Annotated in this window: 21 protein-coding genes and 2 pseudogenes; 8 read left to right on the top strand and 15 right to left on the bottom strand. The window is 65.5% G+C overall.

Going from position 1 to position 24,509, the window contains the following annotated elements:
* Nucleotides 1-22: 22 nt before the first annotated feature.
* A pseudogene (locus KRR38_RS04515) lies at nt 23-1,775 on the top strand (transglycosylase SLT domain-containing protein).
* On the top strand, nt 1,765-2,292 hold the full coding sequence (gene moaB / locus KRR38_RS04510; protein WP_217399024.1) for a molybdenum cofactor biosynthesis protein B: 528 nt from the start codon (nt 1,765-1,767) through the stop codon (nt 2,290-2,292). Before KRR38_RS04515 ends, moaB begins: the two are co-directional and overlap by 11 nt.
* Here moaB and KRR38_RS04505 read toward each other — a convergent pair.
* From KRR38_RS04505 to KRR38_RS04490, 4 genes are all read right to left on the bottom strand, one after another.
* Nucleotides 2,289-2,804 (bottom strand): GFA family protein, encoded by a 516-nt coding sequence (locus KRR38_RS04505; RefSeq protein WP_217399022.1) that lies wholly within the window; start codon nt 2,802-2,804, stop codon nt 2,289-2,291. The two genes, moaB and KRR38_RS04505, sit on opposite strands and share 4 nt — an antisense overlap.
* Nucleotides 2,805-2,928: 124 nt before the next feature.
* Nucleotides 2,929-3,912 carry an aldo/keto reductase gene (locus tag KRR38_RS04500; RefSeq protein WP_217399020.1) on the bottom strand — a complete coding sequence of 328 codons (984 nt, stop codon included), beginning with the start codon at nt 3,910-3,912 and terminating at the stop codon, nt 2,929-2,931.
* Between the two features lie 363 nt (nt 3,913-4,275).
* A complete protein-coding gene (locus tag KRR38_RS04495; RefSeq protein ID WP_217399018.1) occupies nt 4,276-4,617 on the bottom strand; it encodes a hypothetical protein in 342 nt (113 codons plus the stop codon).
* Between the two features lie 4 nt (nt 4,618-4,621).
* Complete coding sequence (locus KRR38_RS04490) at nt 4,622-4,822, bottom strand: hypothetical protein (protein WP_217399016.1); 201 nt, start codon at nt 4,820-4,822, stop codon at nt 4,622-4,624.
* Between the two features lie 111 nt (nt 4,823-4,933).
* Between KRR38_RS04490 and KRR38_RS04485 the strand changes: the two genes are divergently transcribed.
* The gene (locus KRR38_RS04485; protein ID WP_217399014.1) at nt 4,934-6,013 is read left to right on the top strand and encodes a PA0069 family radical SAM protein; all 1,080 of its coding nucleotides are present in this window, start codon (nt 4,934-4,936) and stop codon (nt 6,011-6,013) included.
* Nucleotides 6,014-6,089: 76 nt separating this feature from the next.
* Nucleotides 6,090-7,892: a diguanylate cyclase gene (locus KRR38_RS04480; protein ID WP_217399012.1), complete on the top strand. Its 1,803-nt coding sequence runs from the start codon at nt 6,090-6,092 to the stop codon at nt 7,890-7,892.
* A 6-nt stretch (nt 7,893-7,898) separates the two neighbouring features.
* Here the strand turns inward: KRR38_RS04480 and KRR38_RS04475 are convergent, their stop codons facing one another.
* The 6 genes and pseudogenes from KRR38_RS04475 to dnaE all read right to left on the bottom strand — a co-directional run bounded on the left by KRR38_RS04475 (nt 7,899) and on the right by dnaE (nt 17,219).
* Nucleotides 7,899-8,474, bottom strand: coding sequence for a hypothetical protein (locus tag KRR38_RS04475; RefSeq protein WP_217399010.1), 576 nt, complete (start codon nt 8,472-8,474; stop codon nt 7,899-7,901).
* Nucleotides 8,475-8,568: 94 nt separating this feature from the next.
* Complete coding sequence (locus tag KRR38_RS04470) at nt 8,569-9,585, bottom strand: hypothetical protein (protein ID WP_217399008.1); 1,017 nt, start codon at nt 9,583-9,585, stop codon at nt 8,569-8,571.
* A complete protein-coding gene (locus KRR38_RS37310) occupies nt 9,582-10,793 on the bottom strand; it encodes a cytochrome P450 (RefSeq protein ID WP_217399006.1) in 1,212 nt (403 codons plus the stop codon). The genes KRR38_RS04470 and KRR38_RS37310 overlap by 4 nt, the downstream gene beginning before the upstream one ends.
* 53 nt (nt 10,794-10,846) lie before the next feature.
* Nucleotides 10,847-12,454 (bottom strand): long-chain fatty acid--CoA ligase, encoded by a 1,608-nt coding sequence (locus KRR38_RS04460; protein ID WP_254514642.1) that lies wholly within the window; start codon nt 12,452-12,454, stop codon nt 10,847-10,849.
* Between the two features lie 80 nt (nt 12,455-12,534).
* On the bottom strand, nt 12,535-13,569 hold the full coding sequence (locus KRR38_RS04455) for a dihydrodipicolinate reductase (protein ID WP_217399004.1): 1,035 nt from the start codon (nt 13,567-13,569) through the stop codon (nt 12,535-12,537).
* Between the two features lie 97 nt (nt 13,570-13,666).
* Nucleotides 13,667-17,219: pseudogene (gene dnaE, locus KRR38_RS04450) on the bottom strand (DNA polymerase III subunit alpha).
* A gap of 138 nt (nt 17,220-17,357) precedes the next feature.
* Here dnaE and KRR38_RS04445 point away from each other — a divergent pair.
* Nucleotides 17,358-18,530 (top strand): Yip1 family protein, encoded by a 1,173-nt coding sequence (locus KRR38_RS04445; RefSeq protein ID WP_217399002.1) that lies wholly within the window; start codon nt 17,358-17,360, stop codon nt 18,528-18,530.
* Between the two features lie 12 nt (nt 18,531-18,542).
* Here KRR38_RS04445 and KRR38_RS04440 read toward each other — a convergent pair whose 3' ends face one another.
* From KRR38_RS04440 to KRR38_RS04420, 5 genes are all read right to left on the bottom strand, one after another.
* The gene (locus KRR38_RS04440) at nt 18,543-18,758 is read right to left on the bottom strand and encodes a hypothetical protein (RefSeq protein ID WP_217399000.1); all 216 of its coding nucleotides are present in this window, start codon (nt 18,756-18,758) and stop codon (nt 18,543-18,545) included.
* A gap of 59 nt (nt 18,759-18,817) precedes the next feature.
* The gene (locus KRR38_RS04435) at nt 18,818-19,306 is read right to left on the bottom strand and encodes a glutathione peroxidase (protein ID WP_217398998.1); all 489 of its coding nucleotides are present in this window, start codon (nt 19,304-19,306) and stop codon (nt 18,818-18,820) included.
* Entirely contained in the window at nt 19,306-19,578 is a 273-nt protein-coding gene (locus KRR38_RS04430) for a hypothetical protein (RefSeq protein ID WP_217398996.1), read from the bottom strand. The genes KRR38_RS04435 and KRR38_RS04430 overlap by 1 nt, the downstream gene beginning before the upstream one ends.
* A 79-nt stretch (nt 19,579-19,657) precedes the next feature.
* A complete protein-coding gene (locus KRR38_RS04425) occupies nt 19,658-20,332 on the bottom strand; it encodes an ABC transporter ATP-binding protein (protein WP_217398994.1) in 675 nt (224 codons plus the stop codon).
* A complete protein-coding gene (locus tag KRR38_RS04420; protein ID WP_217398992.1) occupies nt 20,325-21,566 on the bottom strand; it encodes a lipoprotein-releasing ABC transporter permease subunit in 1,242 nt (413 codons plus the stop codon). Before KRR38_RS04420 ends, KRR38_RS04425 begins: the two co-directional genes overlap by 8 nt.
* 203 nt (nt 21,567-21,769) lie before the next feature.
* On the opposite strand from KRR38_RS04420, the gene KRR38_RS04415 reads away from it, so the two are divergent.
* The 3 genes from KRR38_RS04415 (at nt 21,770) to KRR38_RS04405 (ending at nt 24,447) form a co-directional block, all read left to right on the top strand.
* The gene (locus tag KRR38_RS04415; protein ID WP_217398990.1) at nt 21,770-22,063 is read left to right on the top strand and encodes a hypothetical protein; all 294 of its coding nucleotides are present in this window, start codon (nt 21,770-21,772) and stop codon (nt 22,061-22,063) included.
* Nucleotides 22,064-22,255: 192 nt separating this feature from the next.
* Nucleotides 22,256-23,725 carry an amidophosphoribosyltransferase gene (purF, locus tag KRR38_RS04410; RefSeq protein ID WP_217398988.1) on the top strand — a complete coding sequence of 490 codons (1,470 nt, stop codon included), beginning with the start codon at nt 22,256-22,258 and terminating at the stop codon, nt 23,723-23,725.
* Nucleotides 23,726-23,736: 11 nt separating this feature from the next.
* Nucleotides 23,737-24,447, top strand: a complete 711-nt coding sequence (locus KRR38_RS04405) for an SDR family NAD(P)-dependent oxidoreductase (RefSeq protein WP_217398986.1) — start codon at nt 23,737-23,739, stop codon at nt 24,445-24,447.
* Nucleotides 24,448-24,509 lie beyond the last annotated feature (62 nt).

The following is a 24,509-nucleotide window of genomic DNA, read 5'->3' as shown; positions in this document are numbered from 1 at the left end:
AGCACGGTTTCTTGCCTTGGGCATGGCTGCTGCCAGCGCCGTAGCGCTCGGAACCGCACCGGCCCATGCCAACAGCGCCGCGGTCGACTATTTCCGCACGCGCGCCGATCGCACCTCTGTCCCCTCGCTGCTCAGCCAGGACGAGCGCCAGTATTACCGCGATCTCTTTGCCGCGATCGAGCGCAAGGACTGGACCCGCGTCCAGGCGCTGTTCGCGCAGAAGAGCGACGGCCCGCTCCACCAGCAGGCGCTCGCCGAATATTACCTCGCCTCGGGCAGCCCGCGGATCGAGGTCGACCAGCTCAACGCCTGGCTCGCCAAGGACACCAGCCTGCCCGAGGCCGAGCAGATCGCCCGCCTCGCCGCGACGCGCGGCGCGCAGGTCCGTCCCTCGCTCCCCAGCGCGCAGCCGCTGATCAGCCTGCCCGGCATGACCAAGCGCATCCGTCCGCGCAGCACCGACGACGGCACGATGCCCGGCATGATCGCCTCGGGCATTCTCGACAAGATCAAGAACGACGATCCGCTGGGCGCGCGCACGCTGCTCGACGGCATCGATTCGACGCTTTCCGATTCCCGCCCGCGCCGAATGGCGGCAGCGCGTCGCCTGGTCCTTCTATATCGAGAACCAGGACGCCGACGCCTATGGCCTGGCCCAGCTCGCCACGCAGGGCAGCGGCCCGTGGGTCGGCGAAGCCTGGTGGACCGCGGGCCTCGCCGCCTGGCGCCTCGGCGACTGCCAGGGTGCGGTCGAAGCGTTCAAGAACACCGCCGCCCGCGCTGACAACGCCGAGCTGCAGTCGGCCGCCTATTACTGGCAGAGCCGCGCGCTGGTTCGCTGCCGCAAGCCCGAGGAAGCTGCGGCGCCGCTGCGCATGGCCGCGGGCCGCGACGAGACGCTCTACGGCATGCTCGCCGCCGAACAGCTCGGCATGAAGCTGCCCGAGCAGCATGGCGAGGCCGATTTCACCCCCGCCGACTGGCAGCGCCTGCGTGACACCAGCAACATCCGCGTCGCCGTGGGCCTAGCCGAAATCGGCGAGGACAGCCTTGCCGACGAAGTGCTGCGCCACCAGGCGCGCATCGGCACGGCCGACCAGTATCAGCCGCTCACCCGCCTCGCGCGCGGGCTCGGCCTGCCCTCGACCCAGCTGTGGATGGCCTACAACGCGCCCTATGGCGGCAAGCCCGAGCCGGCAACGCGCTTCCCGACGCCCAAGTGGACCCCGGTCGGCGGCTGGAAAGTCGATCCGGCGCTGGTCTATGCCCATGCGCTGCAGGAATCGGTATTCCGCGCCGCGGTGGTCAGCCCCGCCGGTGCGCGCGGGCTGATGCAGATCATGCCCGCCGCCGCGAAGGACCATGCCGCCGATCTCGGCTACACGGGCAACGCCAGCGATCTCAACAAGCCCGAAGTGAACCTCGCCTTCGGCCAGCAGCACCTCAACATGCTGCGCGACCAGCCGGGCACCCAGGGCCTGCTACCCAAGGTCATGGCCGCCTACAACGCGGGCATCCTGCCGATCAGCCGCTGGAACACCGAGATCAAGGACCAGGGCGACCCGCTGTTATGGATCGAAAGCGTGCCCTACTGGGAAACGCGCGGCTACGTGAACATCGTCATGCGCAACTACTGGATGTACGAGCGCCAGGCCGGCGGCCCTTCGGAAAGCCGCGTCGCGCTGGCCCAGGGCATGTGGCCCACCTTCCCCGGTCTTGCCGGATCGAAGGCCGTGCGGATGACTGCCAACGGGGTGATCCTGCGTGGCCGTTGATCAGAGCCGCACCTTCACCCCGATCAACATCGCCGTCCTGACCATCTCCGACACCCGCACGCTAGCGGACGATACGTCCGGCGCACTGCTGGCCGAGCGTGTCACCAGGGCAGGTCACAATCTTATCGAACGCGCGATCGAAAAGGACGTCGTCGCGGCGCTCGTCCGCCGGCTCAATAACTGGATCGACGACACGCGTATCGACTGTGTCATCACCACCGGCGGCACCGGCCTGACCGGCCGCGACGTGACGCCCGAAGCGCTCGACCAGGTCAAGGAAAAGGACATTCCCGGTTTCGGCGAGCTGTTCCGCTGGCTCAGCTTCAAGACGATCGGCACCTCGACCGTGCAATCGCGCGCCATGGCCGTGCTCTCGCGTGGAACCTACATCTTCGCCCTGCCCGGCTCGAACGGCGCGGTGAAGGATGGCTGGGACCAGATCCTCGCCGAGCAGCTCGACAGCCGCAACCGGCCCTGCAATTTCGTCGAGCTGATGCCCCGCCTGCGCGAGGTTTAATCGGGCACACCGGCAATCCTCGGATTGCGGAACCCCATCGTCACCCAGGTGGTCAGCAATTTGATCGCGAACTTCGCCGGCCGACCGCGAAAGCGCGGCAATCCGTCGTCGGGAAATACCGTGCCCTCGGCCACGTCGCTCGTCATCACCCGGACGGACGGCTCGGGCGCGGCCGGAACCCGGCCGCGATAGATCGAAACCCAGAATCCCTTGGTGAAATCCCCGAACATCGGGGTACCGCAACATGAAGCGACCATCCGGCGCGACGGCGATTCTGGCGTAAGCCGATGCCCCGCCAGCCGCTCGCTTCCGCGCAGGCAACGCACGCGATCCTTTCGCCACAGGACCACTGCCGTCCCGCCCGCGGTATCGACGATGGGCGCCACCGGGGATTGGGCATCGAAGGCCTGCCCGGCCGTGCGGCAGCTCGTGCAGTGGCAGATCGTCGTCATCATCGAAGGACCGGCGGCCTCGAGACATACCGTGCCGCACGCGCATTCGATCGCTGCCATCGCTGCCCGCTCCTGGGATGTTTCGCGAGGGCTGATCTACCGGACCTGGGTGCAGCTTTCCAGCCGATTGCGCAGGTACCACTGCCGTCAGCCGCGCCCTGGATGCACGGCTGACGGATCGGGATCAGCGGTTGACCATCGAGGCAAAGGCAGCGGGATAGCGCTCGCCCTGAACCGATATGCCGGCCAGCGCCTCGTCGATGCGGGCAAGATCCTGCGCGCTCAGTTCGATCGTCGCGGCACCGAGGTTCTCCTCGAGCCGGCCCAGCTTGGTCGTGCCCGGAATCGGGACGATCCAGGGCTTCTGTGCCAGGACCCAGGCGATCGCAATCTGCGCCCGCGTCGCGCCCTTGTCCGCGGCGAGGTCGCCGAGACGTTCGACCAGCACCGCGTTGGCATCGCGGTTCTCGGCCGAGAAACGCGGCACGATATTGCGGAAGTCCGACTTGTCGAACTGCGTGCTGGCGTCGATCGCACCGGTGAGGAAGCCCTTGCCGAGCGGACTGAACGGCACGAAGCCGATGCCGAGTTCGGCGCAGGCCGGCAGGATTTCGCGCTCCGGCTCGCGCCACCAGAGCGAATATTCGCTCTGCAGCGCGGCGACCGGCTGCACCGCATGGGCACGGCGCAGGCTGTCGACACCGGCCTCGGACATGCCGAAGTGCTTGACCTTGCCCTCGGCGATGAGATCGCGGACCGTTCCGGCGACATCCTCGATCGGTACTTCGGGATCGACGCGGTGCTGGTAAAACAGGTCGATCCGGTCGGTGCCGAGCCGGCGCAAGCTCGCCTCGGCCACGTTGCGGATGTTCTCAGGCCGGCTGTCGAGGCCATCCAGATTGCGCCCGCCCTTGAAGCCGAACTTGGTCGCGATGACGACCTCGTCGCGGACCGAGGCCAGGGCTTCGCCGACCAGTTCCTCGTTGGTGCCCGGGCCATAGGCTTCGGCCGTATCGAAGAAGGTGACGCCCTGCTCGTGGGCCGCGCGAATGAGGCGAATGCCGTCGGCATTGGCGACAGGCTGGCCGAGGCCGAAGCTCAGCCCCATGCAGCCGAGGCCGATCGCCGAGACTTCGAGACCGCTCGATCCCAGAATGCGTTTTTCCATTTTCCATGCTCCTGAAAGTCGTGCCGAGCCCTGGCGGAGGAGGCCGGCTGATCAGGAGATAGAGCGTCCCGCCCCGGAATTCAGCGCGATGACACGAATGGGCAAGAAATTGAGACTGACGGATAGGTTCAGCAGGAAACAAAGCATTTTCCTACTTGTCCCAGCTTTGCCATCCTTCGCGACGCGCGGTTGCTGTTTTCGCTCTTTGACACGTCGAGAAAAAACTACCCCCTCAAGAGCATCACCCTGTCCAAGGTATGCAAGGCATTGATTGTGCTAGAATTAATATCAATTCCGGTGGGTGACACCGTGTAACTTGTGTAACCTGCTGAGTCGCCCTGAAAGCAGAACGACCGGTGACGGCTATGTCCCCGCCCCTAGCCGATCCAACCAGGCGCGCGCCTGCTTCGGCTCACCCGGGGCCGTGGCCGAAACCGGCCCGCGCGACGCCTCGAATTCCGCGTGCAGCGCAAAGGGCTCCAGTCCCAGCGTCTCGCGCATCTCGTCGATTTCCTGGCCGCGGTCGCAGAGGTCGGTGACCGTGGCCTTCCAGGCGGCGCGCGCCGTCTTGTCGGGGTTGTGATCGAACAGGCCCCACGACCCGGCCGCCGCCTTGCGCAGCGCCGCGATCAGCACTTCCTGGTATTCGGCTTCGAGTTCGCCGCGGCGGGTATCAAGACGTTCGAGGCGGTCGGCTCTGGCCACTGGCTCAGTCGCCTAGCAGCGCCTGGACCTTCTTGAGCAGTTCCCCGATGCGCTCGGCGGCTTCGGTGAAGGTCTTAACTTCCTCGCGCCGCGTGTTGCCGCGGGCTTCCTTGGCGGCCTCGATATAGCCTTCCATATCGGCTTCGAGCGCATCGACGAGGATTTCGACCTCGTCCTCGGTCAGGTTCAGCTTGAGATTCGCCATGGGTGCTTCCTGTCTGGGTCGGCTTGGCGCGATAGATAAGGCGGGCGTCGGGCACAACCCCGGGAATTGCCCGGCCTTGCAATTTTGTTCTTAATATGTTCCCATTCGACAATGAGTCCCGGTCCCGTCATCCACGGCCGCGGCGCCCAATCGGGCGCGGTGCCCACCCGCTTCGGCCTGGCTACGCGCGAGGCGGACGGCGACTGGCTCGACGCGCGCGAGGATATCGACGGTCCCGGTCCCAAGCTGCGCACCACGGTCACCGAGGAACACTCCAAGACGATCGTCACCTTCAACAAGTCACCGGACATCATGTTCGACCGCTCGATCAACGCCTATCGCGGCTGCGAGCACGGCTGCATCTACTGCTTCGCCCGGCCGACCCACGCCTATCACGACCTTTCGCCCGGGATCGATTTCGAGACCAAGCTCTTCGCCAAGCCCGATGCTGCCAGGCTGCTGCGCGAGACCTTGGCCAAGCGCGGCTACAAGCCCGCACCGATCGCGATGGGCACCAATACCGATCCCTACCAGCCGATCGAGGCGACCTATCGGATCACGCGTGAAATCCTCGAAATCTGCCTGGAAGTGCGCCATCCGGTGACGATTACCACCAAGTCGGCGCGGGTCACGCGCGACATCGACCTGCTGGCCGAAATGGCCCGGCACAGGCTGATCGCGGTCGGCGTCTCGGTGACCAGCCTCGACCCGAAGCTGTCGGGCCTGCTCGAACCGCGTGCCTCGGCGCCGGTCAAGCGGCTCGAGGCTCTGGGCCAACTGGCCGCGGCGGGTGTCCCCGCCCATGTCTCGATCGCACCGGTGATCCCTTCGATCACCGACGAATTCATGGAAGCGATCCTCTCCGAGGCGGCAGGTCGCGGGGTACGCTCGGCCAGCTGGATCATGCTGCGCCTGCCGCACGAGGTGGCGCCGCTGTTCCGCGAATGGCTGGGCGTCCACTATCCGGATCGCGCCGCGAAGGTCATGCACATCGTCCAGTCGATCCGAGACGGGCGCGACAACGATCCCGATTTCTTCTCGCGGATGAAGCCCACCGGCGTCTGGGCAGACCTGTTCCGCACGCGCTTCCGCCTCGCCTGCAAGCGGCTGGATATCAACAGGTCGAAGCTCGAACTCGATATCAGCCAGTTTCGTCGGCCCTCGCCACATGGGCAGCTGGACCTGCTCTGACTGGTAGAGACCCTAGATCAATTGCTGATGCCGCCATTAACCAAACGGCATCGTTCGCGGCTTAGGTGGATAGATCATGCGTTTGGCGACGATCACCAACTGGGCCTATGGCGCGACCGTCGCGCTGACTCTCGTTTCTGGCACGACGATGCTGCTGGCATCGGGCGCGCAAAGCGACGAACGGGAGGCGGTCGCCCAACGCTATCGCCTCGATCAGGCGACCGAGAACCTCGACAAGGATGTCGAGCGGCTGACCGATCATGCACGGCAATACCTGAACACCGGCGATGAAACCTACGCTATCCTCTACAAGCGCGACGCCGCTTCACTGCGGTCGATCGAGGAGCGCGTCGGCCATATCCGCGATGCCGGCGCCAAGCCGCAGGAGATTGCGCTGCTCAAGGATGCCCTGCACTGGGCGGATTCGCTGCGCGACGAGCAGGAAGCGGCGATCGCGGCGCACCAGAACGGCGACGAAGCCAAGGCCCGCCAGATCCTGTTCGGCGGCGAGTACGAGCGCGAACTCGACCGCGCCGGCTCGATGGTCGAGCGCTTCCAGGATCAGCTCGACAGGCGCACCGATGCCGAGATAGCCGAAGCCACCCGGCTGGCGCAGCTCTGGCGGACGACCTCCGAGATCGTGCTCGGCATCACCGGCCTGCTGTTCCTCTGCGTGCTCTACTTCATCTTCAAGCGCCGCGTGCTGCGGCCGGTGGTCCGGCTCAGCGACGTGGTCAATCGCCTCGCCGCGCAGGATTTCGCAGTCGAACCGCCGGCCTATGGCGAGATCGACGAGATCGGCGACATGGCCCAGGCGATCCGCGTGTTCCGCGAGAACGGCCTGGAGCGCCAGCGGCTCGAAGAAGAACGCAACGCCGACCGCGAGGTCCGCGACCTGCTCTCGCGCATGACCCAGCGCATGCAGGGCTGCGACACCCTTGGCGACCTGCGCGAAGTGGTGCAGCGCTTCGTCCCCGAAATCGCGCCCGAACTGGCGGGCAGGCTCTATCTCGTCGACCAGACGCGCAATGCGGTGGTCGAGAGCTGCAGCTGGCTCGAGCCCCGGCATTCGACGCCGGAATTCTCGACGCTGTCGTGCTGGGCCCTGCGCCGCGGCCTTCCCCATCGCCCTTCGGGCGAAAATGTCGACGTCCCCTGCGATCATCTGGATCACGTCGCAGGCGCCATTCCCGACACGCTCTGCCTGCCGCTGACCGCGCACCGCAAGACGCTGGGCCTGCTCTATTTCGAACCAAGCCCCGGAACCGGACGCGCGACGCCCGAGGTCTATCTCAACATGCTGGCGGAGAACGTCAGCCTGGCCCTGGCCAACCTGCGCCTGCGCGACACGCTGCGCGACATGGCCATGGCCGACCCGCTCACCGGGCTCGCCAACCGGCGGCAGCTCGACAGCATGATCGGGGCGCAGCTTGCCGAGGCACAGCGGCTGGGCCTGCCGATCTCCTGCCTGATGATCGACATCGATCACTTCAAGCGCTTCAATGACGCCTTCGGCCACGAGGCCGGCGACGCCGTGCTGCGCGAGGTCGGAGCGGCGCTGAAGCACGCCACCCGCGAGCAAGGCCATGCCTTCCGCTATGGCGGCGAGGAGTTCCTGATCGTCATGCCCGGCATCGGCGCCGAGCAAGCCGCCGCGCGCGCCGAGGATATCCGCCTGCAGATCGGCGCCCTGGTGGTCCCGCATCATACCGGCGAACTGGGTCCGGTCACGGCGTCGATCGGCCTCGCCACCGCGCCCGATCATTGCCCCTTCGACCGCCTGATGCAGACGGCCGATGCGGCGGTCTACCGTGCCAAGGCGCTGGGTCGCGACCGCGTCGTCACGGCCACCATACGCCAGGATCGCACCGTAGCCTGACGCGGCTCAGATCGCGTCCGGGTCGATCCTGATCGGCTTGTGATCCGGCGCGGGCGGTGCTGGAACGGGTGCCGAGGGGGCAGGCTCGGGCGAAGGCGCAGCGGAAGCACAACCCTCGCCCGTATCGTCGCGCCGCACCTGGGGGTCCTTGCCACGGCCGCGCGACGTCCACTCGGTCCGCTGCGCACAGACCTTGCCGTCGGTGCCGGTGGTGATCAGCGTATATTCGTAAGTACTGCCCTCGGGCGCACCGCCAGAAACGACGAGTTGCGGCAGGGTAGCCTGCGGCGGCGGCGGGTTGGGCCGCGCCTGAATGATCCGCCGAGCGCGCGGAATGCCGCCATCGACACCGTCCACCTTGTCCGGGACTTCATCGGCCTGGGCATGCCGCTTCTGGACGACCGGCATCGAGACGGTCACCTGCGGCGGGACATCGCCGACATAGCGGATTTCCGCCTGCGAGCCGTCGGGCAGCGCCACGGTCGTGGTGTGCCATTCGGGGCCAGCCGGGGCCGCGAAAGCTGAACCTGCGCCAAAAAGCCCCGCGGCGCCCGCCAGCAGAACTGCAAAATGCTTGGGCATGAGCCTTCTTCCCATCACGCGATCGACCAATGCTACTCCCGATGCCCGAACTCCATAAGACGGTTGCGGGCTGCTGTGCAACTTTGGGACACGCTCAGGAGGGTGGCGCCTCGAGGTCGAAGGCAAGCGCAGCTTCGGCCCGAAGCCTCGCTCCAGCGGTGGGCTCGGGCGGCTGGGGCGGCATCACCGGCAATGCCAGGCCGCGGCGGTCGAGCTCATAGGCGATCCGTTCCAGCAATGCCGCCTTGGTCGCCTCGTCAGGCTGCAACGGCCCGCCGACGAGCAGCGGGTGAATCGGCAGCGCCCTTTCGGCACGGAACAGCGCCGTGCCATCACCGGCCTGCGCTTCGCCGATGAAAGTCTCCAGACCCTGGAAGCTGACCGTGGCCTTGCCCTGCGACCAGGGCAGCCAGCGCGGCAGGGCGAGGCGGAAGCCGGATTCGTCCAGTACAATCGCCCGAGCACGGATCGGCAGCGGATAGCCCTCGCCGTCCAGCAGAGTCAGATGTGCTGCAGCACCCCGCGCGAGCGCCCCCTTGGCAAGCTCGCGCCAGTCGGGCAGCGGCCACGAGGCCTTGCTCCCCGCCCCTCTCGGCGCCGGATCGGACTGCGGCCAAACGCTGCCTGCCGGCGCGCGCCATTCATGGGGCGGGCCATCCATGCCGGCCGGACTGTCCCACCAACGGATCACCGCCGGGGCCACGCATGTGATGATCCGGGTGAAGTACCAGATCGCACGCCGGGTAATCGTCTCGTAGTCGATGAACTCGGGGCCGATCGAGCGCGTCAGGATCTGCTCGGCGAGATAGCGTTCGAGATTGGCCTGGAGATCGCGGTCCTTCACCCCGGCCATGCCCGAGAGCGACACCACGGGCTCGTCCGCCCTACCCTCGAACAGCATGCCGACCTTGGGGTCGCGCCGTGCGCGGTCGGCCTTGACCGGATAGGCGAGGCCCGTGGCGCTATCGATCGTCGCGAGATCGGCGCTTTCGAATGGCACGAGCGGCGTGTTGAGCGGCACATCGGCGGCAGTCACCGTAGCGAATTCGGCGACGTAGCGCGTGCGGATCAGCCGGACGACTTCGGCCGGGACCTCATCGAACCAGCTCATGCGGCATCGAATGCAATGGGAAGCTGCTTGAGCCCCCAGGCGCCGAGGAACGGTCTCCATTCGACCTCGCCGGCGAGCCGCGGATTGCGCAAGCGCTTGGCGATCAGGTGCAGCCCTTCCTGTAACTGATTGCGCGCGATGAACTGGCCGATGCAGATATGCGGACCGCGCCCGAAGGCGACATTGCGGCCGGCATTCTCGCGGTCGGGATCGAAAGCGCTCGGCGCGGCAAAGACCGCAGGATCGCGATTGGCCAGCGGCGGGGCAAGGACGATCGTGTCGCCCTTGCGGAACTGAAAGTTGCCATAGGTGAAGTCCTGCGCGGCCTCGCGGTAGGGCGTCGCGATGGCCGAATGGCGCAGCGATTCCTCGGTGACCTTGCGGCAGAACGCCGCGTCCTCGGCGCAACGCTGGTAAAGCTCCGGACGATCGAGCAGCAGCTTCATCGTCATCGAAAGCTGGTTCTTCGAGGTGTCGTAGCCTGCGACGGCGACGGTCAGCACCATGAAGCGCGCCTCGACCTCGTCTAAATCGCCCTGTTTCTTCGCGGCTATGATCGCGTCGAGCAGCGAGTCCTCATCGTAGGCACCACTCGCCTCACGCTCGCTGACGAGCGTGTCGGCGAATTCCCAGAGCACATCCCAGCCGGCCATGAACAGCGGCTTCGCCGCGGGATCGAGCGTCAGGGAAGTGAGCTGGTTCTCCAGCGCGGTGCGCATGCGCGGGATCGGCTCAGCCGAGACGCCGAGCAGGCCGCACATCACCGTCACCGGGAAATAGGAGGCGAACTCGGCGAAGTCGAACTCTCCGCGCGGCGCCCATTCGTCGAGCAGTTCGGTGATCACCCGCTGCATCATCTCGCGTTCCTGGTTGGCGCGGCGCGGGGTGAAGGCGTGGGCCACGGCTGCGCGCAGGCGGGTGTGCGTGGGGCCATGCTGCGAGATGACGATCTCTTCCATGAACCGCGCCCACATCGTCCCGCGGACGCCGTAATAGTCGATGATCGGACCGAAGCCGCAGATCATGTTCTTGTCGTCGGCGAGCATGTCGGCGCAGGCCTGGTAGCCATGAACGACATAACCTTGCGAGAAGCGCGCCAGCCATGGATGTTCCGCCCGGGCGGCGGCGAGGAATGGGTTGGGGTCGACCGAAAACGCGGGCGTCTCGACTGGCAGCACAGGCAGCGATGTATCGATCGCGAGTTCCACGGCGCTCTCCTCACCCTGATTTCGTCAGGATGATAGCACCCGGAATGCGGAAGTCATCCCTCCAGGCGGTAGTCGCGAAACTGCTCGCGCAGGTCCTTCTTGCTGATCTTGCCAGTGCCGGTGTGCGGGATCGCGTCGACGAATTCGATCGCGTCCGGAAGCCACCATTTGGCGACCTTGCCCGCGAGCAACGCGCGCAGCTCATCGCCGGTGACCTCCATGCCGGGCCGCTTCACCACGACGAGAATCGGCCGCTCGTCCCATTTCGAGTGATAGATCCCGATCGCCGCAGCCTCGGCCACCGCTGGATGTGCGACGGCGCAGTTTTCCAATTCGACCGAGCTGATCCACTCGCCGCCGGACTTGATCACGTCCTTGGTCCGGTCGGTGAGTTGCAAGGTGCCATCGGGATGGATCGTGGCGACGTCGCCGGTGTCAAACCACTGGTCGGGATCAGGCGCGGCATCGTATTCCGCCTTGAAGTAGCGCTTGATCGTCCAGGGTCCCCGCACTTGCAGCGAGCCCGAACTTACGCCGTCGCGCGGCAGGACCTTGGTGGGATCGTCGAGATCGACGGTGCGCAGTTCGATGCCGAACAGCGCCTTGCCCTGCTTCGCCTTGATCGAGACCTGCTCCTCGAAGGGCAGATCATCGAAATCGGCGGGCTCGAAGGCGATCGTGGCGATCGGCGAAGTCTCGGTCATGCCCCAGGCGTGGGCAATGCGGATGCCGTCCTTCATCAGCCGCTCGATGATCGCACGCGGCATGGCGGAACCACCCGTGAGCGCCTTGGTCAGCGGCGGGAGCGGCTGGCCGGTCGCCTCGCAGTACTGGATCACCGCGAGCCAGACCGTCGGAACGCCGGCCAGGTAATTGACACCTTCATCATAGATCAGCCGACACAGGTTCGCTGCATCGTTATTCGCGCAATAGACGAGCTTGGCGCCAACCGCGGCCGCGGCCCAGGGAAAGCCCCAATTATTGGCATGGAACATCGGTACTACGGGAAGCACCGTGCAGCGCGCATCGAGATCGAGGCACTGCGGCATCAAGGCGGCATAGGTGTGCAGCATGTTCGAGCGATGCTCGAACAGCACGCCCTTGGGATTGCCGGTGGTGCCGCTGGTGTAGCAGAGCATGACCGGATCGCGTTCGGTGCCGCCGGCCCATTCGGCATTTCCATCTTCGGCGCCGATCCAGTCCTCGAAATGCGGGGCATGCTCCGGAGAGTCGAAGCAGATGTAGTGCTCGATCGTCTTCCAGCGGTCACGCATGCGGTCGACGATCGGCTGGAACGACGCGTCGTAAATGAGGATGCGATCTTCGGCGTGGTTGGCGATGTATTCGAGCTGGTCGTCGAACAGCCGCGGGTTGATCGTGTGGAGCACACCTCCGGCCCCCGTCACACCGTACCAGGCGACGAGATGGCGGCCGTGGTTCATCGCCAGCGTGGCGACCCGATCACCCGGCTTGATGCCGAGGCGCTGGAGCGCCTGTACCATCTTCAGGGCATCGACGCGAACATTGGCCCAGGTCGTGCGGCTCTGGCTGCCGTCGGCCCATTGGGTGACGATCTCGCGTGTGCCATGCTCGCGCGCGGCGTGATCGAGCAGGAGCGAAACGCGCAGTTCCCAGTCCTGCATGGCACCCAGAATGCTCATCCCGCGCCGATCCCCTGGCTTGCAAAGGGTAACACCTTAGCAAATCCGGAGATTCCCGCCAGTCCCGGGCGCGCGAGCCGCTAGGCGAATTTGCCGACGACGATCGGCAGTTCGTCGGTCTGCAGGATGCCCGGCGGCGCATCGACGACATAGGGCACGGCGTTGACCACCGGATTCGCCGTCAGGGCCGGCGAGACCTTCGGATAGTCCTCGGCCGAAACGGGGATCGTGAACATAACGTCGAGCGGCAGGTCGCCTTCGACGCGGTAGTGCAGGCCGGTGTCGCGCAGGTCCCAGGCGGGCTCGATGTCGCGGGTCAGATACCAGATCGAATAGCGCCGCGTTACGACCTTACCGCCGCGCACGCCTTCGATCGCCATGCGCATCGCGGCAATCGCACCCTTCTGCACGGTGCCCGCAGGGATCGTGAACGTTTCGCGTGCGACAGCGAATTCGCGCCGCGTCCGGACCTCGTCGACGGGTAGCCCCAATGCCGCGGCAACCATGCTGATCGTCGGCGGGCTGCTGACATTGGTGCCGCCGGCGCCGGGATCGACCGTCGCGGGGTCGCGGCCGAAGGGCAGCACGTTGAACAGCATGTCCGGCGAATTGCGCGATGCCATGTCGGCATAATCGGTCAACGTAATGCACTCGTAGCGCCGCTGCATCGCCGACAGCACCAGCGGCATGACCTCGGTGAACCAGCCGGGCGTGGACCCGCTGCAATAGATCGAGGCCTTGCCCTTCTCGCAGGCGGCCTCGAAACGCTGGCGCAGTTCATCCGGCATGCTCGAACGGTTGTTGAACTCGAAGCGCGCAGTGGCGACGTTGATGCCCAAAGCAAGCAGACGTTCCAGCACGTCCATTTCGGACCGGTCGGCCATGTAGACGACGCAATCGGGCTTCGCAGCGATGATCGTCTCGATGTCCTGTGTCGCTATCACGCCCGTCGGCGGCAGTCCGCAAAGCTCGCCCGCATCCCGGCCCACCTTCTCGTCCGAATAGACGCGGCAGCCGACCAGGTCGAAGCGAGGGTGTTCGATGATCGACCGCAGCGCATAGAGCCCGACGTTGCCCGTGCCCCATTGCGCGACGCGGTAGCGCTTGCGATCCATTCGCTCTCTCCCGTTCAGCCGGCCAAGCGCCTGCGTTCTCGCCCATGATCATGAGCAAGCCGGGCCACCGAAGCAATCGCGATCAGGACCTGCGGAGCTAGGCGACCAACCGCAGTTGCCCGCCACCGCGCTGAGGGGTGAGCGAGACGTTGGCGATGCCCTCGATTTCGGCCAGACGATCGACCAGTTCGCCGTCGAGCACGAAATCCTTGCCGAGCCGCAGGAGCTTCACCTGATCGCCGCCGAGATGCAGGTTGGCCTGCACCTCGCCGCGGTCGGGAACGCCCTCCACCAGCATCATCGCCAGTTCCTGCACGGCATCGATGCTGTCGATGTCGAGCCTCAGCACCATCCGCGTGGCGTCCTTCACCTCGGACAGCGGCCGGGCGCCGCGCACGGTAACGCGCGGCGGTTCCTCGGGGCTCGGGCTGTCGAGTTCGACGGTCAGCAGGATGCAGGTGCCCTCGCGCGCCCATTTCACGAAGTTGTCGACGAGCGTTTCCTCGAAGCAGGCGGCGGAGAACTGCCCGGTCGAATCGGAGAAATCGGCGCGAACGAAGTCGTTGCCCTTGCGCGTCTTGCCCTTGTTCACGCTCTCCACCATCGCCGCCATGACCGCCTGCTGGCGACCGCCGGCGACGCCGCCCGACATCAGGCTGGCATGGGTGCGCGCGCCGTTGGCCGAAGCGATGGCGCGGTACTGCGAGACCGGGTGCGCGGCGAAGTAGAAGCCGAAGTTCTCGCGCTCCTTGGCCATCTGATCGGTGCGGCTCCAGGCCTCGGTATCGACCAGCCGCAGCGCCTGCTCGTGATCGCTTCCGCCCAGCAGGCTGTGCTGGTCGCTCATCCGCTCCCGGGCCGAGCGGTCGGCTTCGGCGAGCAGCGTGTCAGCGTTGGCCATGACCTTGGCGCGGTTGGGTTCGAGGCTGTCGAAGGCGCCGGCACCGGCCAGACCTTCGAGCTGGCGGCGGTTCATCGAGCCGGGCGGCGCACGGCGGAACAGGTCGTCGAGGCTGACGAACTTGCCGTTCTTCTCTCGCTCCTCGACGATCTGCTCCATCGCCTTCTCGCCGACGTTGCGGATGCCCGCGAGCGCATAGCGCACGGCATAGCTTTGCTCGGTCTGCTCGACGGTGAATTCGGCCTCGGAGCGATTCATGTCGGGGCCTTCGATGGCGAGGCCGGCGCGGCGCATGTCGTCGACGAAGACCGCGAGCTTTTCCGACTGATGCATGTCGAAGCACATCGAAGCGGCGTAGAATTCGTGCGGGTAATGCGTCTTCAACCAGGCCGTGTGATAGGCAAGCAGCGCATAGGCCGCGGCGTGCGACTTGTTGAAGCCGTAGCCGGCGAACTTGTCGATCAAGTCGAACAGCTCGTTGGCCTTCTTCGCCTCGATGTCCGAGTTGACCTTACAGCCGTCGACGAAGCGCTGGCGCTGCGCGTCCATCTCGGCCTGGACCTTCTTGCCCATGGCACGGCGCAGCAGGTCGGCGTCGCCTAGCGAGTAGCCGGCGAGCACCTGCGCCGCCTGCATGACCTGTTCCTGGTAGACGAAGATACCGTAGGTCTCGGACAGGATGCCTTCGAGCTTTTCGTGCGGGTATTCGATCGCCTCCGCACCATTCTTGCGCCGGCCGAACAGCGGGATGTTGTCCATCGGGCCCGGACGATAAAGCGAGACGAGCGCGATGATGTCGCCGAAATTGGTCGGCTTCACCGCCGCCAGCGTGCGGCGCATGCCTTCGGATTCGAGCTGGAACACGCCTACCGTGTCTCCGCGCTGCAAGAGTTCGTAGACCATGGCGTCGTCCCAGGGGGAGCAACGAAAGGTCGATCTCGATCGAGCGCCGCGCCAACAGGTCGACCGCCTTGCGCAGCACCGACAGCGTCTTGAGCCCGAGGAAATCGAACTTCACCAGCCCCGAATCCTCGACATATTTCATGTCGAACTGGGTGACCGGCATGTCCGAGCGCGGATCGCGGTAAAGCGGCACGAGCTGCGCTAAAGGCCGGTCGCCGATGACGACGCCTGCGGCATGGGTCGAGGAGTTACGCGGCAGGCCCTCGAGCTGGACCGCGAGGTCGATCAGGCGTCTGACTTCCTCGTCGGTATCATACTCGCGCTTGAAATCGGCCGCGCCGTTGAGCGCGCGCGGCAGCGTCCAGGGATCGGTCGGATGGTTGGGCACCATCTTGCAGAGCCGATCGACCTGGCCGTAGCTCATCTGCAGGATGCGGCCACAGTCGCGCAGCACCGCGCGTGCCTTCATCTTGCCGAAGGTGATGATCTGGGCGACGTGGTCGTTCCCGTACTTGCGCTGGACGTAGCGGATCACCTCGCCGCGCCGGGTTTCGCAGAAGTCGATGTCGAAGTCGGGCATCGACACGCGTTCCGGGTTGAGAAAGCGCTCGAACAGCAGGCCCAGCTTCAGCGGGTCGAGGTCGGTGATCGTCAGCGCCCAGGCGACGACCGAGCCCGCGCCCGATCCGCGGCCCGGGCCCACCGGAATGCCGTTATCCTTGGCCCACTTGATGAAGTCGGCAACGATCAGGAAGTAGCCGCCAAAGCCCATGCGATTGATGATCGAGATCTCGAACTCGACGCGATTCTTGTAGGCTTGGATCTCTTCCCAAAGGCCTTCGGCTTCGAGCGTCGGGAAGCTACGTCCTTCGAACTCGTCGGGCGGGCAGGTCAGCGCCTCGTGCAGCTCGGCCCAGACGTTCTGCGGATAATAGACCTGGAGCCGCGCGACGAGGCCTGTGCGCGAATCCGCGGCCATGACTCGTGCCTCGCCTTCCTGGTCGCCGGCAAGGCTGGGCAGGATCGGCTTGCGTTTGGGCGGCGCGACCGCGCAGCGCTGCGCGACGACCAGGGTGTTGGCTATGGCCTCGGGCAGGTCGGCGAAGGCTTCGGCCATCATGTCGGACGGCTTCACCCAGGATTCCCCGCTCGACCGCGCCCGGTCGGCGGCGTCAATATGCGTCGAATTGGCGATGCACAGCGCCGCGTCATGCGCGGCGTGGAAGCCGGGCTCGGCAAACTGCGCGGGATTAGTCGCGACCAGCGGCAGATCGCGCGCATAGGCGAGTTCGATCAGCTTCTCTTCCGAGGCGTCTTCGACGGGATCGCCGCGGCGCGCGACCTCGATATAGAGCCGGTCGCCGAACAGCGCCTGCAACCGGTCGCAATAGGTTTCGGCAGCATCGGGCTTGTTGTCGGCATAGAGCCGCGCAAGCGCGCCTTCGCCCGCACCGGTCAGTGCGATCAGCCCATCGCTGTAGCCTTCCAGGTCGGACAGCAGGACATGCGGGTCCAGCTCCGCCGGCCGATCGAGATGCGAGCCGCTGACCAGATGGCAGAGGTTGTTCCAGCCGGTCTCGTTCTGTGCGTAGAGCGCCAGCCAGTCGATCGTGCCGCCCTGCTCGCGCGCCACCGCCAGGAAAGTGCCGACGATCGGCTGGACGCCGACATCCTTGCAAGCCCCGGCGAAAGCCGTCGATGCATAGAGCCCGTTGCGGTCCGCGAGGCCGATCGCCGGGAAGCCGCGCTCCTTGGCCAGCTTGGCGATGGCCTTGGGGTCGATCGCACCGTCGAGCATCGTGTAGCTGGAAAAGACCCGCAGGGGCACGAAAGGAGCATAGGCCATGATGCTAGATTAGGGACGAGCCCCGTCCCGTATCAAGACTTGCACGAAAAGGGATTGGGGAAAGCCTGCCGCTCCACTTGCAATATTGGACAAATATGCTCCTATTCCGCACCCTGCGGACCAAGAGGAGGCTGCGCCATGGTCGATCTATCCGGTGCCGACCTGTCCGGTATCGACCGCCCGCCGTCGCTGGTCGACCGCGCCAAGGCCATGATTCTGACTCCCAAGGATGAATGGGCCAAGATCGCGCTCGAAACGACGCCGCAGGGCGATATCCTGAAAAGCTATGTCCTGCCGCTCGCCGCGATCGGGCCGGTGGCCTCGCTGATCGGTGGACAGGTATTCGGTTACGGGGCCTTCGGGTTTTCCTATCGGCCACCACTCATCGGCGCGCTGATTTCCGCGGCACTTGCTTATGGGCTCTCGATTCTCGGCGTGTTCATCCTGTCGCTGATCGTCGATGCCCTTGCGCCCAAGTTCGACGGACAGGGCAACAAGCTCGCAGCCTTCAAGCTGGTTGCCTACAGCTATACCGCAGCTTGGCTCGCGGGTATTTTCGGGCTGATCCCTTCCCTGGCCTTCTTCGGGTTGCTCGGCATTTACAGCTTTTACGTGCTGTACACGGGCGTGACGCCGTTGATGAAAGTGCCTGAGAGCAAAGCCGGCGGCTATCTTGCGGTCACGATCATCAGCGCGATCGTGGTCTACGCAATCGTGGGCGTGGTCGTCGGCAGGACGACTGCGGCATTCATCGGCAACCCCCTGACGGCCAGCAACGATCAGGTTTCGGGCAAGCTCACCGTTCCCGGCGGTGGCTCGGTCGATCTCGGCAAGCTCCAGCAGGCAACCAAGCAGATGGAAGCAGCGGCCAACGGCAAGTCGCCGCCCGTCGCGCCCGATCGGATGAAGGCGCTCCTCCCGGAAACAATCGGCTCCTATCAGCGCACCGCGACCGAAGGCGTCGGCGCCGGCGCTATGGGGAGCACGGCGCAGGGCACCTACACCTCTGGCGACAAGAGCTTCACGCTGCGGATTGCCGACATGTCGGCGCTCGGCGCTCTGTCAGGGCTCGGCGCGGCGATGGGCGTCGAGCAGAGCAAGGAAGACGCCAACAGCTATGAGCGCACGACGACCGTGAATGGCCAAATCCAGACCGAAGCCTGGAACAAGACCACGAATTCGGGCAAGTTCGGGACGACGGTGAACAACCGTTTCATGATCGAAGCCGAAGGCTCGGCTGGCAGCATCGACGAACTCAAGCAGGCCGTGGGTTCAATTGATCACGACGATCTGGTCGATCTCGTCGGTTAGGTCGGATCCCGGCTATCGGGGCGTGCCGGCGTCTTTCGCCAGCGTGCGCCCTGCCCAGATGCCGAATCCGACGCCGACCAGCGCAAACATGGCCGTCAGCGCCAGCGCCGCATAGGTAAGCGGCTGACTATGCAGATAGGCGGCCGCCGAATTGAAAATCGCGACCAAAGCGGCGCCGATCCACAGGATCACCGAGCGCTGCCAGACCGTCTTGATGCCTTGCGTCATCTCCCGCGACTCCCCCTTTTGTTATGGAGTCGACGGTAGCACGGCTTTCACGCAGGTCACTACAGCAGCGCTTCGATATCCCGCTCCAGTTGCTCGGGCTTCACCGTGGGCGGATAGCGGCGGACGACCTTCCCGTCGCGGCCGACGAGGAACTTGGTAAAGTTCCACTTGATCCCTCGCGTGCCGAAGACACCCCGTGCTTCGCCCTTGAGCCAGTCGTAAAGTGGATCCGCAGCAGGGCCGTTGACATCGATCTTGCCCATCAACGGGAAGCTTATGGCGTAGTTGAGGCTGCAGAAGGTCTCGATTTCCTCGGCACTGCCTGGCTCCTGATGACCGAACTGGTTGCAGGGAAAGCCGATCACGTCGAGCCCGTGATCGCGGTACTTGCGCCAGAGCGCTTCGAGCCCGGCATATTGCGGGGTGAAGCCGCACTTGCTCGCCGTATTGACGATCAGCACCACCTTCCCCGCCTTGTCGGCCAAGCTCAGCCGCTTGCCACTGGGCAAGGCTGCATCGAAATCTGTGATCGTCCGCGGGTCAGCCATCAGTGCGGGAAATCCGATCGGCGCGAGAGCGCGAGGATTTCGCCAATGCTGAGGCGATGGTCCCCCGCCTTCTCGATCGCGTAACCGGGCTGCTCGTCTTCGGGCAGGTTGGCGACATAGTGGACCAGTTCGGCAAGCGTCCCGTGGCGCAGCGTCTTGAGCTCGGAAAGCAGGCCGCCGCCATCGTTGCTCCGGTGCAGCGAGGCCGGATCATCCCAGCGTGGCCCGGAGTTCGAATTCGGCTCGGCCTTAATTGTGCTGGGATTGCTCATAGACGGCTCCTCTCAAAAGCGCCCTGTCCCTTCGATGTGGGCGCTTTTTCGCACGTTTCAACGCCCGCGGCGAGTCGCGCTATTCGAGCTTGCCGTCGTGCAGCCGCACCACGCGGTCCATGGCCAGCGCGAGCCGCTCGTTGTGCGTGGCGACCAGGGCCGCGCTGCCCTCTCCGCGCACCAGCTTGAGGAATTCACCGAAGACGCGGTCCGCGGTCGCCTCGTCAAGATTGCCGGTGGGCTCGTCGGCGAGAACGAGCTGCGGCTTGTTGGCGAGCGCCCGCGCCACTGCGACGCGCTGCTGCTCGCCCCCCGACAGCTGGCTCGGGCGATGATCGAGCCGCTGGCCGAGGCCGAGCGCGACGAGCAGTTCGGAAGCCCGGGCCTGCGCTTCGCCGTGCGTCTTGTCGGCGACCAGCTGGGGCAGGATCACGTTCTCGATCGCGGTGAAGTCGGGCAGCAAGTGGTGGAACTGATAGACGAAGCCGAGATGATCGCGCCGCAGCGTCGTGCGGTCATCGCCGTTCAGCGCGCTGGCATCGGTGCCGGCGATCTCGATCCGTCCCTCGAACCCACCCTCGAGCAGCCCGATCGCCTGGAGCATGGTCGACTTGCCCGAGCCCGACGGGCCTAGCAGCGCGACGATCTCCCCCGGCTGGACGGCAAGGTCGATGCCGCGCAGCACGTCGATGCGCACCCCACCCTGCTCGAAGCTACGCTTGAGCTGTGTGATCCTTACGACAGGCTCACTCATAGCGCAGCACCTGGACCGGATCGGTGCTCGCAGCCCGCAGCGCCGGATAGAGCGTCGCCGCGAAGCTGAAGACCAAGGCCATCACGCTGATCACCGCGATCTCGACCGGATCGCTGCGGCTCGGCAGTTCGGTGAGGAAGCGGATCGAGGGATCCCAGAGGTTCTGCCCCGTCGCGAGCTGGACGAGGTTCACGATCGGCTGGCGGAAATAGAGGAAGATGAAGCCCAGAAGCAGCCCCGTCACCGTGCCGAGCGCGCCGATGATGAAGCCCGTGGTGACGAATATCTTGAGCAACGAGCGCCGCGTCGCGCCCATCGTCCGCAGGATCGCGATGTCGCGCGTCTTGGCGCGTACCAGCATGATCAGCGAGGAGAGGATGTTGAACACCGCCACCAGCACGATGATCGACAGCACGACGAACATGGCGACGCGTTCGACCGCCAGCGCCTCGAACAGCGAGGCGTTGATCGTCTTCCAGTCCGTCACCACCGCCTGGCCCTGCAGCCGATCGGCCAGGGGTTTCAGCAGCGTCGAGACGTTGTCAGGATCGTTGGTCGTGATCTCGATCATGCCGATCGAATCGCCGGTCAACAGCAGGGTCTGTGCGTCCTGCATCGGCATGACGACGAAGGCCTTGTCGTAGTCATAGACGCCGATCTCGAAGATCGCCGCGACCTGATAGGCGACCTGGCGCGGCACCGTACCAAAGGGGGTCGAGCGGCCGGCCGGATTGATGATGGTGATCGTGTCACCCACCTGTGCGCCGAGGTTCTCGGCGAGCCGCGCACCGATCGCCACGTTGCTCGTGCCGGGGCGCAGGTCGATCAAGCGGCCGGAGGTCACCTGGGGCTGGATGCGGCGGATATCCTCAGGCGTGTTGCCGCGCACCAGGATCGCCTCGACACGGCCGTTGAAGGTTACCAGCAGCGGCTGCTCGATCAGCGGCGAGGCGCGCGTAACCCCGGGTGTCCTGCGCACATCGGCGAGAACGCTCTGCCAGTTGTCGAGCCGCCCGCCATAAGCCTGGATGATCGCATGGCCGTTGAGCCCGACGATCTTGTCGAACAGTTCGGCGCGGAAACCGTTCATCACGCTCATGACGATGACCAGCGCGGCGACGCCCAGGGCCACCGCGACCAGGCTGATGCCGGCGACGAGCGCAATGAATGCCTCGCCGCGCCCGGGCAGCATATAGCGCTTGGCGATCATCCATTCGAAAGGGGAGAGGATCAAGCTGAGTGCCTGTCGGATAAGCTCATGTTGGCGGCGGTCTAAGGGCTGGCGATGAGGCTGGCAAGCACGGCACGTAGAAGCCGCAGGCATAGCTTACCCCGGTGGTAACCGCGAAACTTCGCACGTGCTGAACCACACCCGTTCCGACGCCGTTAGAGCGCCGGCCCTAGTACGGTCGCAGCAGAAGGACATCGGAAACCGCCATGAAGATTTCGAGCACGACCACCACGCGCTTCGTCACCTCGCAGGAGCCCCCGCGCAAGCGCGAGCTGAGCCCGCAGAAGCCGCTGGCGGACGTACAGCCAGCTCAGTCGAAGCCCATGGCCGTGGCGGAACCGCGCAAGTTCGTCTCGCCCCAGCCTGCGCAAGCCCAGGTCACCCACTCGGTGCTGAAAGCGCGCGCCGCTGCCAACAACGACCGACCAACGATCGTTTCGTCGCCCCAGCAGGCGCACGTGGCCTACACCGCTGCTGCTCACATCAACCTCCCGTCATAGGCATCAAACCTCACTCGGCTCCGACAGGGCAAAAATCGTGAGGTCAACGGCCCCGCGCACCGACCTCTAGCGGCGCGCGGCGACCTTCGTCGGGGACGATGGTCCGACCCGGCCCTCACCTCCCCTTGCTTTCGCGGGGAACAAGGCCCAAATGCGCGAGCTACGGGCCCGCTTGCCGGACGATTCTATTCTATGAACCTGACACATCCCTTCCTCGACGCCGATGGCGACAAGCTGCGCGAGGAATGTGGCATTTTTGGCGTCATCGGCGCCAAGGATGCCGCCCCCATGACCGCACTCGGCCTGCATGCCTTGCAGCACCGCGGCCAGGAAGCCGTCGGCATGACCAGCTTCGACGGTAACGAGTTCTACTCGCGCCGCGGCATTGGCCATGTCGCGCAGGTGTTCTCCTCGGCGGAAGCGCTGGGCGAGTTGCCGGGCGCGATGGCTTCGGGCCACGTCCGCTATTCGACCACCGGCGGCTCCGGCCTGCGCAACGTCCAGCCGCTGTTCGCCGACCTCGCATCGGGCGGTTTCTCGATCGCGCACAACGGCAACATCTCGAACGCGATGACGCTGAAGCGCGACCTCGTCCAGAAGGGCGCTATCTTCCAGTCGACCTCGGATACCGAGGTGATCATCCACCTCGTCGCGACCAGCCGCTATCCGACGCTGCTTGACCGCTTCGTCGACGCCCTGCGCATGGTCGAAGGCGCCTATTCGCTGATCTGCATGACAAAGGAAGGCATGATCGCCTGCCGCGATCCGCTGGGCATCCGCCCGCTGGTCATGGGCCGCATCGGCGATGCGATCGTCTTCGCCAGCGAGACCGTGGCCCTCGACGTCGTCGGCGCCGATTTCGTCCGCCAGATCGAGCCCGGCGAGCTGGTCCAGGTCGATCACAAGGGCATCATCTCCAGCCACCGGCCGTTCGGCAATTTCTCGGCGCGGCCCTGCATCTTCGAGCACGTTTATTTCAGCCGGCCCGATTCGGTGCTCGATGGCCAGTCAGTCTACAACGTGCGCAAGCAGATCGGCGTCGAACTGGCCAAGGAATCGCTGGCCGACGCGGATATCGTCATCCCCGTGCCCGACAGCGGCGTGCCCGCGGCAATCGGCTATGCCCAGCAATCGGGCATTCCCTTCGAGCTCGGCATCATCCGCTCGCACTATGTCGGACGCACTTTCATCCAGCCTTCGGACGGCGCGCGTCACGCCGACGTCAAGCGCAAGCACAACGCCAACCGCGCGCTGGTCGAAGGCAAGCGCATCGTCCTGATCGACGATTCGATCGTGCGCGGCACCACTTCGATGAAGATCGTCCAGATGATGCGCGATGCCGGCGCGGCCGAAGTGCACATGCGCGTCGCCAGCCCGCCGACCGAGCACAGCTGCTTCTACGGCGTCGACACGCCCGAGCGCTCGAAGCTGCTCGCTGCACGGATGGACATCCAGGCGATGGCCGATTTCATCCACGCCGACAGCCTGGCCTTCGTCTCGATCGACGGGCTCTACCGCGCCGTAGGCGAAGCCGGGCGCAAGGCCGGCGCGCCGCAATATTGCGACGCCTGCTTCACCGGTGACTATCCGACGCGGCTGACCGACCTTGGCGAGCGTGAAACGCCCGACCTGCTGACGCTGCCCGTCAACCGCGTCGCGTGACGAATAAGCCTATGATCGAAGGTCCGTTTTCCGGCCAGCTGGCGCTCGTCACCGGCGCGAGCCGCGGCATCGGTGCCGCCACAGCGGAAGCACTCGCCAAAGCCGGTGCTCATGTCATCCTGACCGCGCGCACCACCAAAGGGCTCGAGGAAGTCGAGGAACGGATCTTCGCCGCCGGCGGAGCCGCGACGATCGCGCCGGTCGACCTCGCCGAGCCCGACGGCATCGCCCGTCTCGCCACGGCGATCTCGCAACGCTGGCGGGCGCTCGACATGCTGGTGATCAACGCGGCCGTGCTGCCCGAACTGACTTCGGTGCAGGACATCAGCCAGAATGCTTTCAACAAGGCCCTGACTGTCAACGTGCTGGCGACCCAGTCGCTGATCGCTAATTTCGATCCGATGCTCCGGAGGAGCTCCGATCCGCGAGTAATCGGCCTGTCGAGCTCGGTGGGCTCCAAACCGCGCGCCTATTGGGGTGCCTACGGCGCGAGCAAAGCGGCTTTCGAAGTGCTGCTCGATTGCTATGCGCAGGAGACAATGAACGTCTCCAAGCTGCGCGTCGCCATCGTCAATCCCGGTGCCACGCGGACGGCGATGCGTGCCCGTGCCTATCCGGGCGAGGACCCCGCGTCGCTGAAAACGCCCGAAGTGGTCGCGGACCGGCTGGTTTCGCTTCTTGGTCAACCGTTTAGCAGCGGACACCGCGAATCCGTTAACTAGCGCCCCGAACCTTTCCGTAACCAAATTCCGCGATGCTCCGGCGCGTCGGCTGTCGGGAGGCC

The sequence above is a fragment of the Novosphingobium sp. G106 genome, assembly GCF_019075875.1.
GTDB lineage: Bacteria > Pseudomonadota > Alphaproteobacteria > Sphingomonadales > Sphingomonadaceae > Novosphingobium.
The sequence above is the reverse complement of the archived record's forward strand: the minus strand, read 5'-3'. Positions and strand labels throughout refer to the sequence as shown.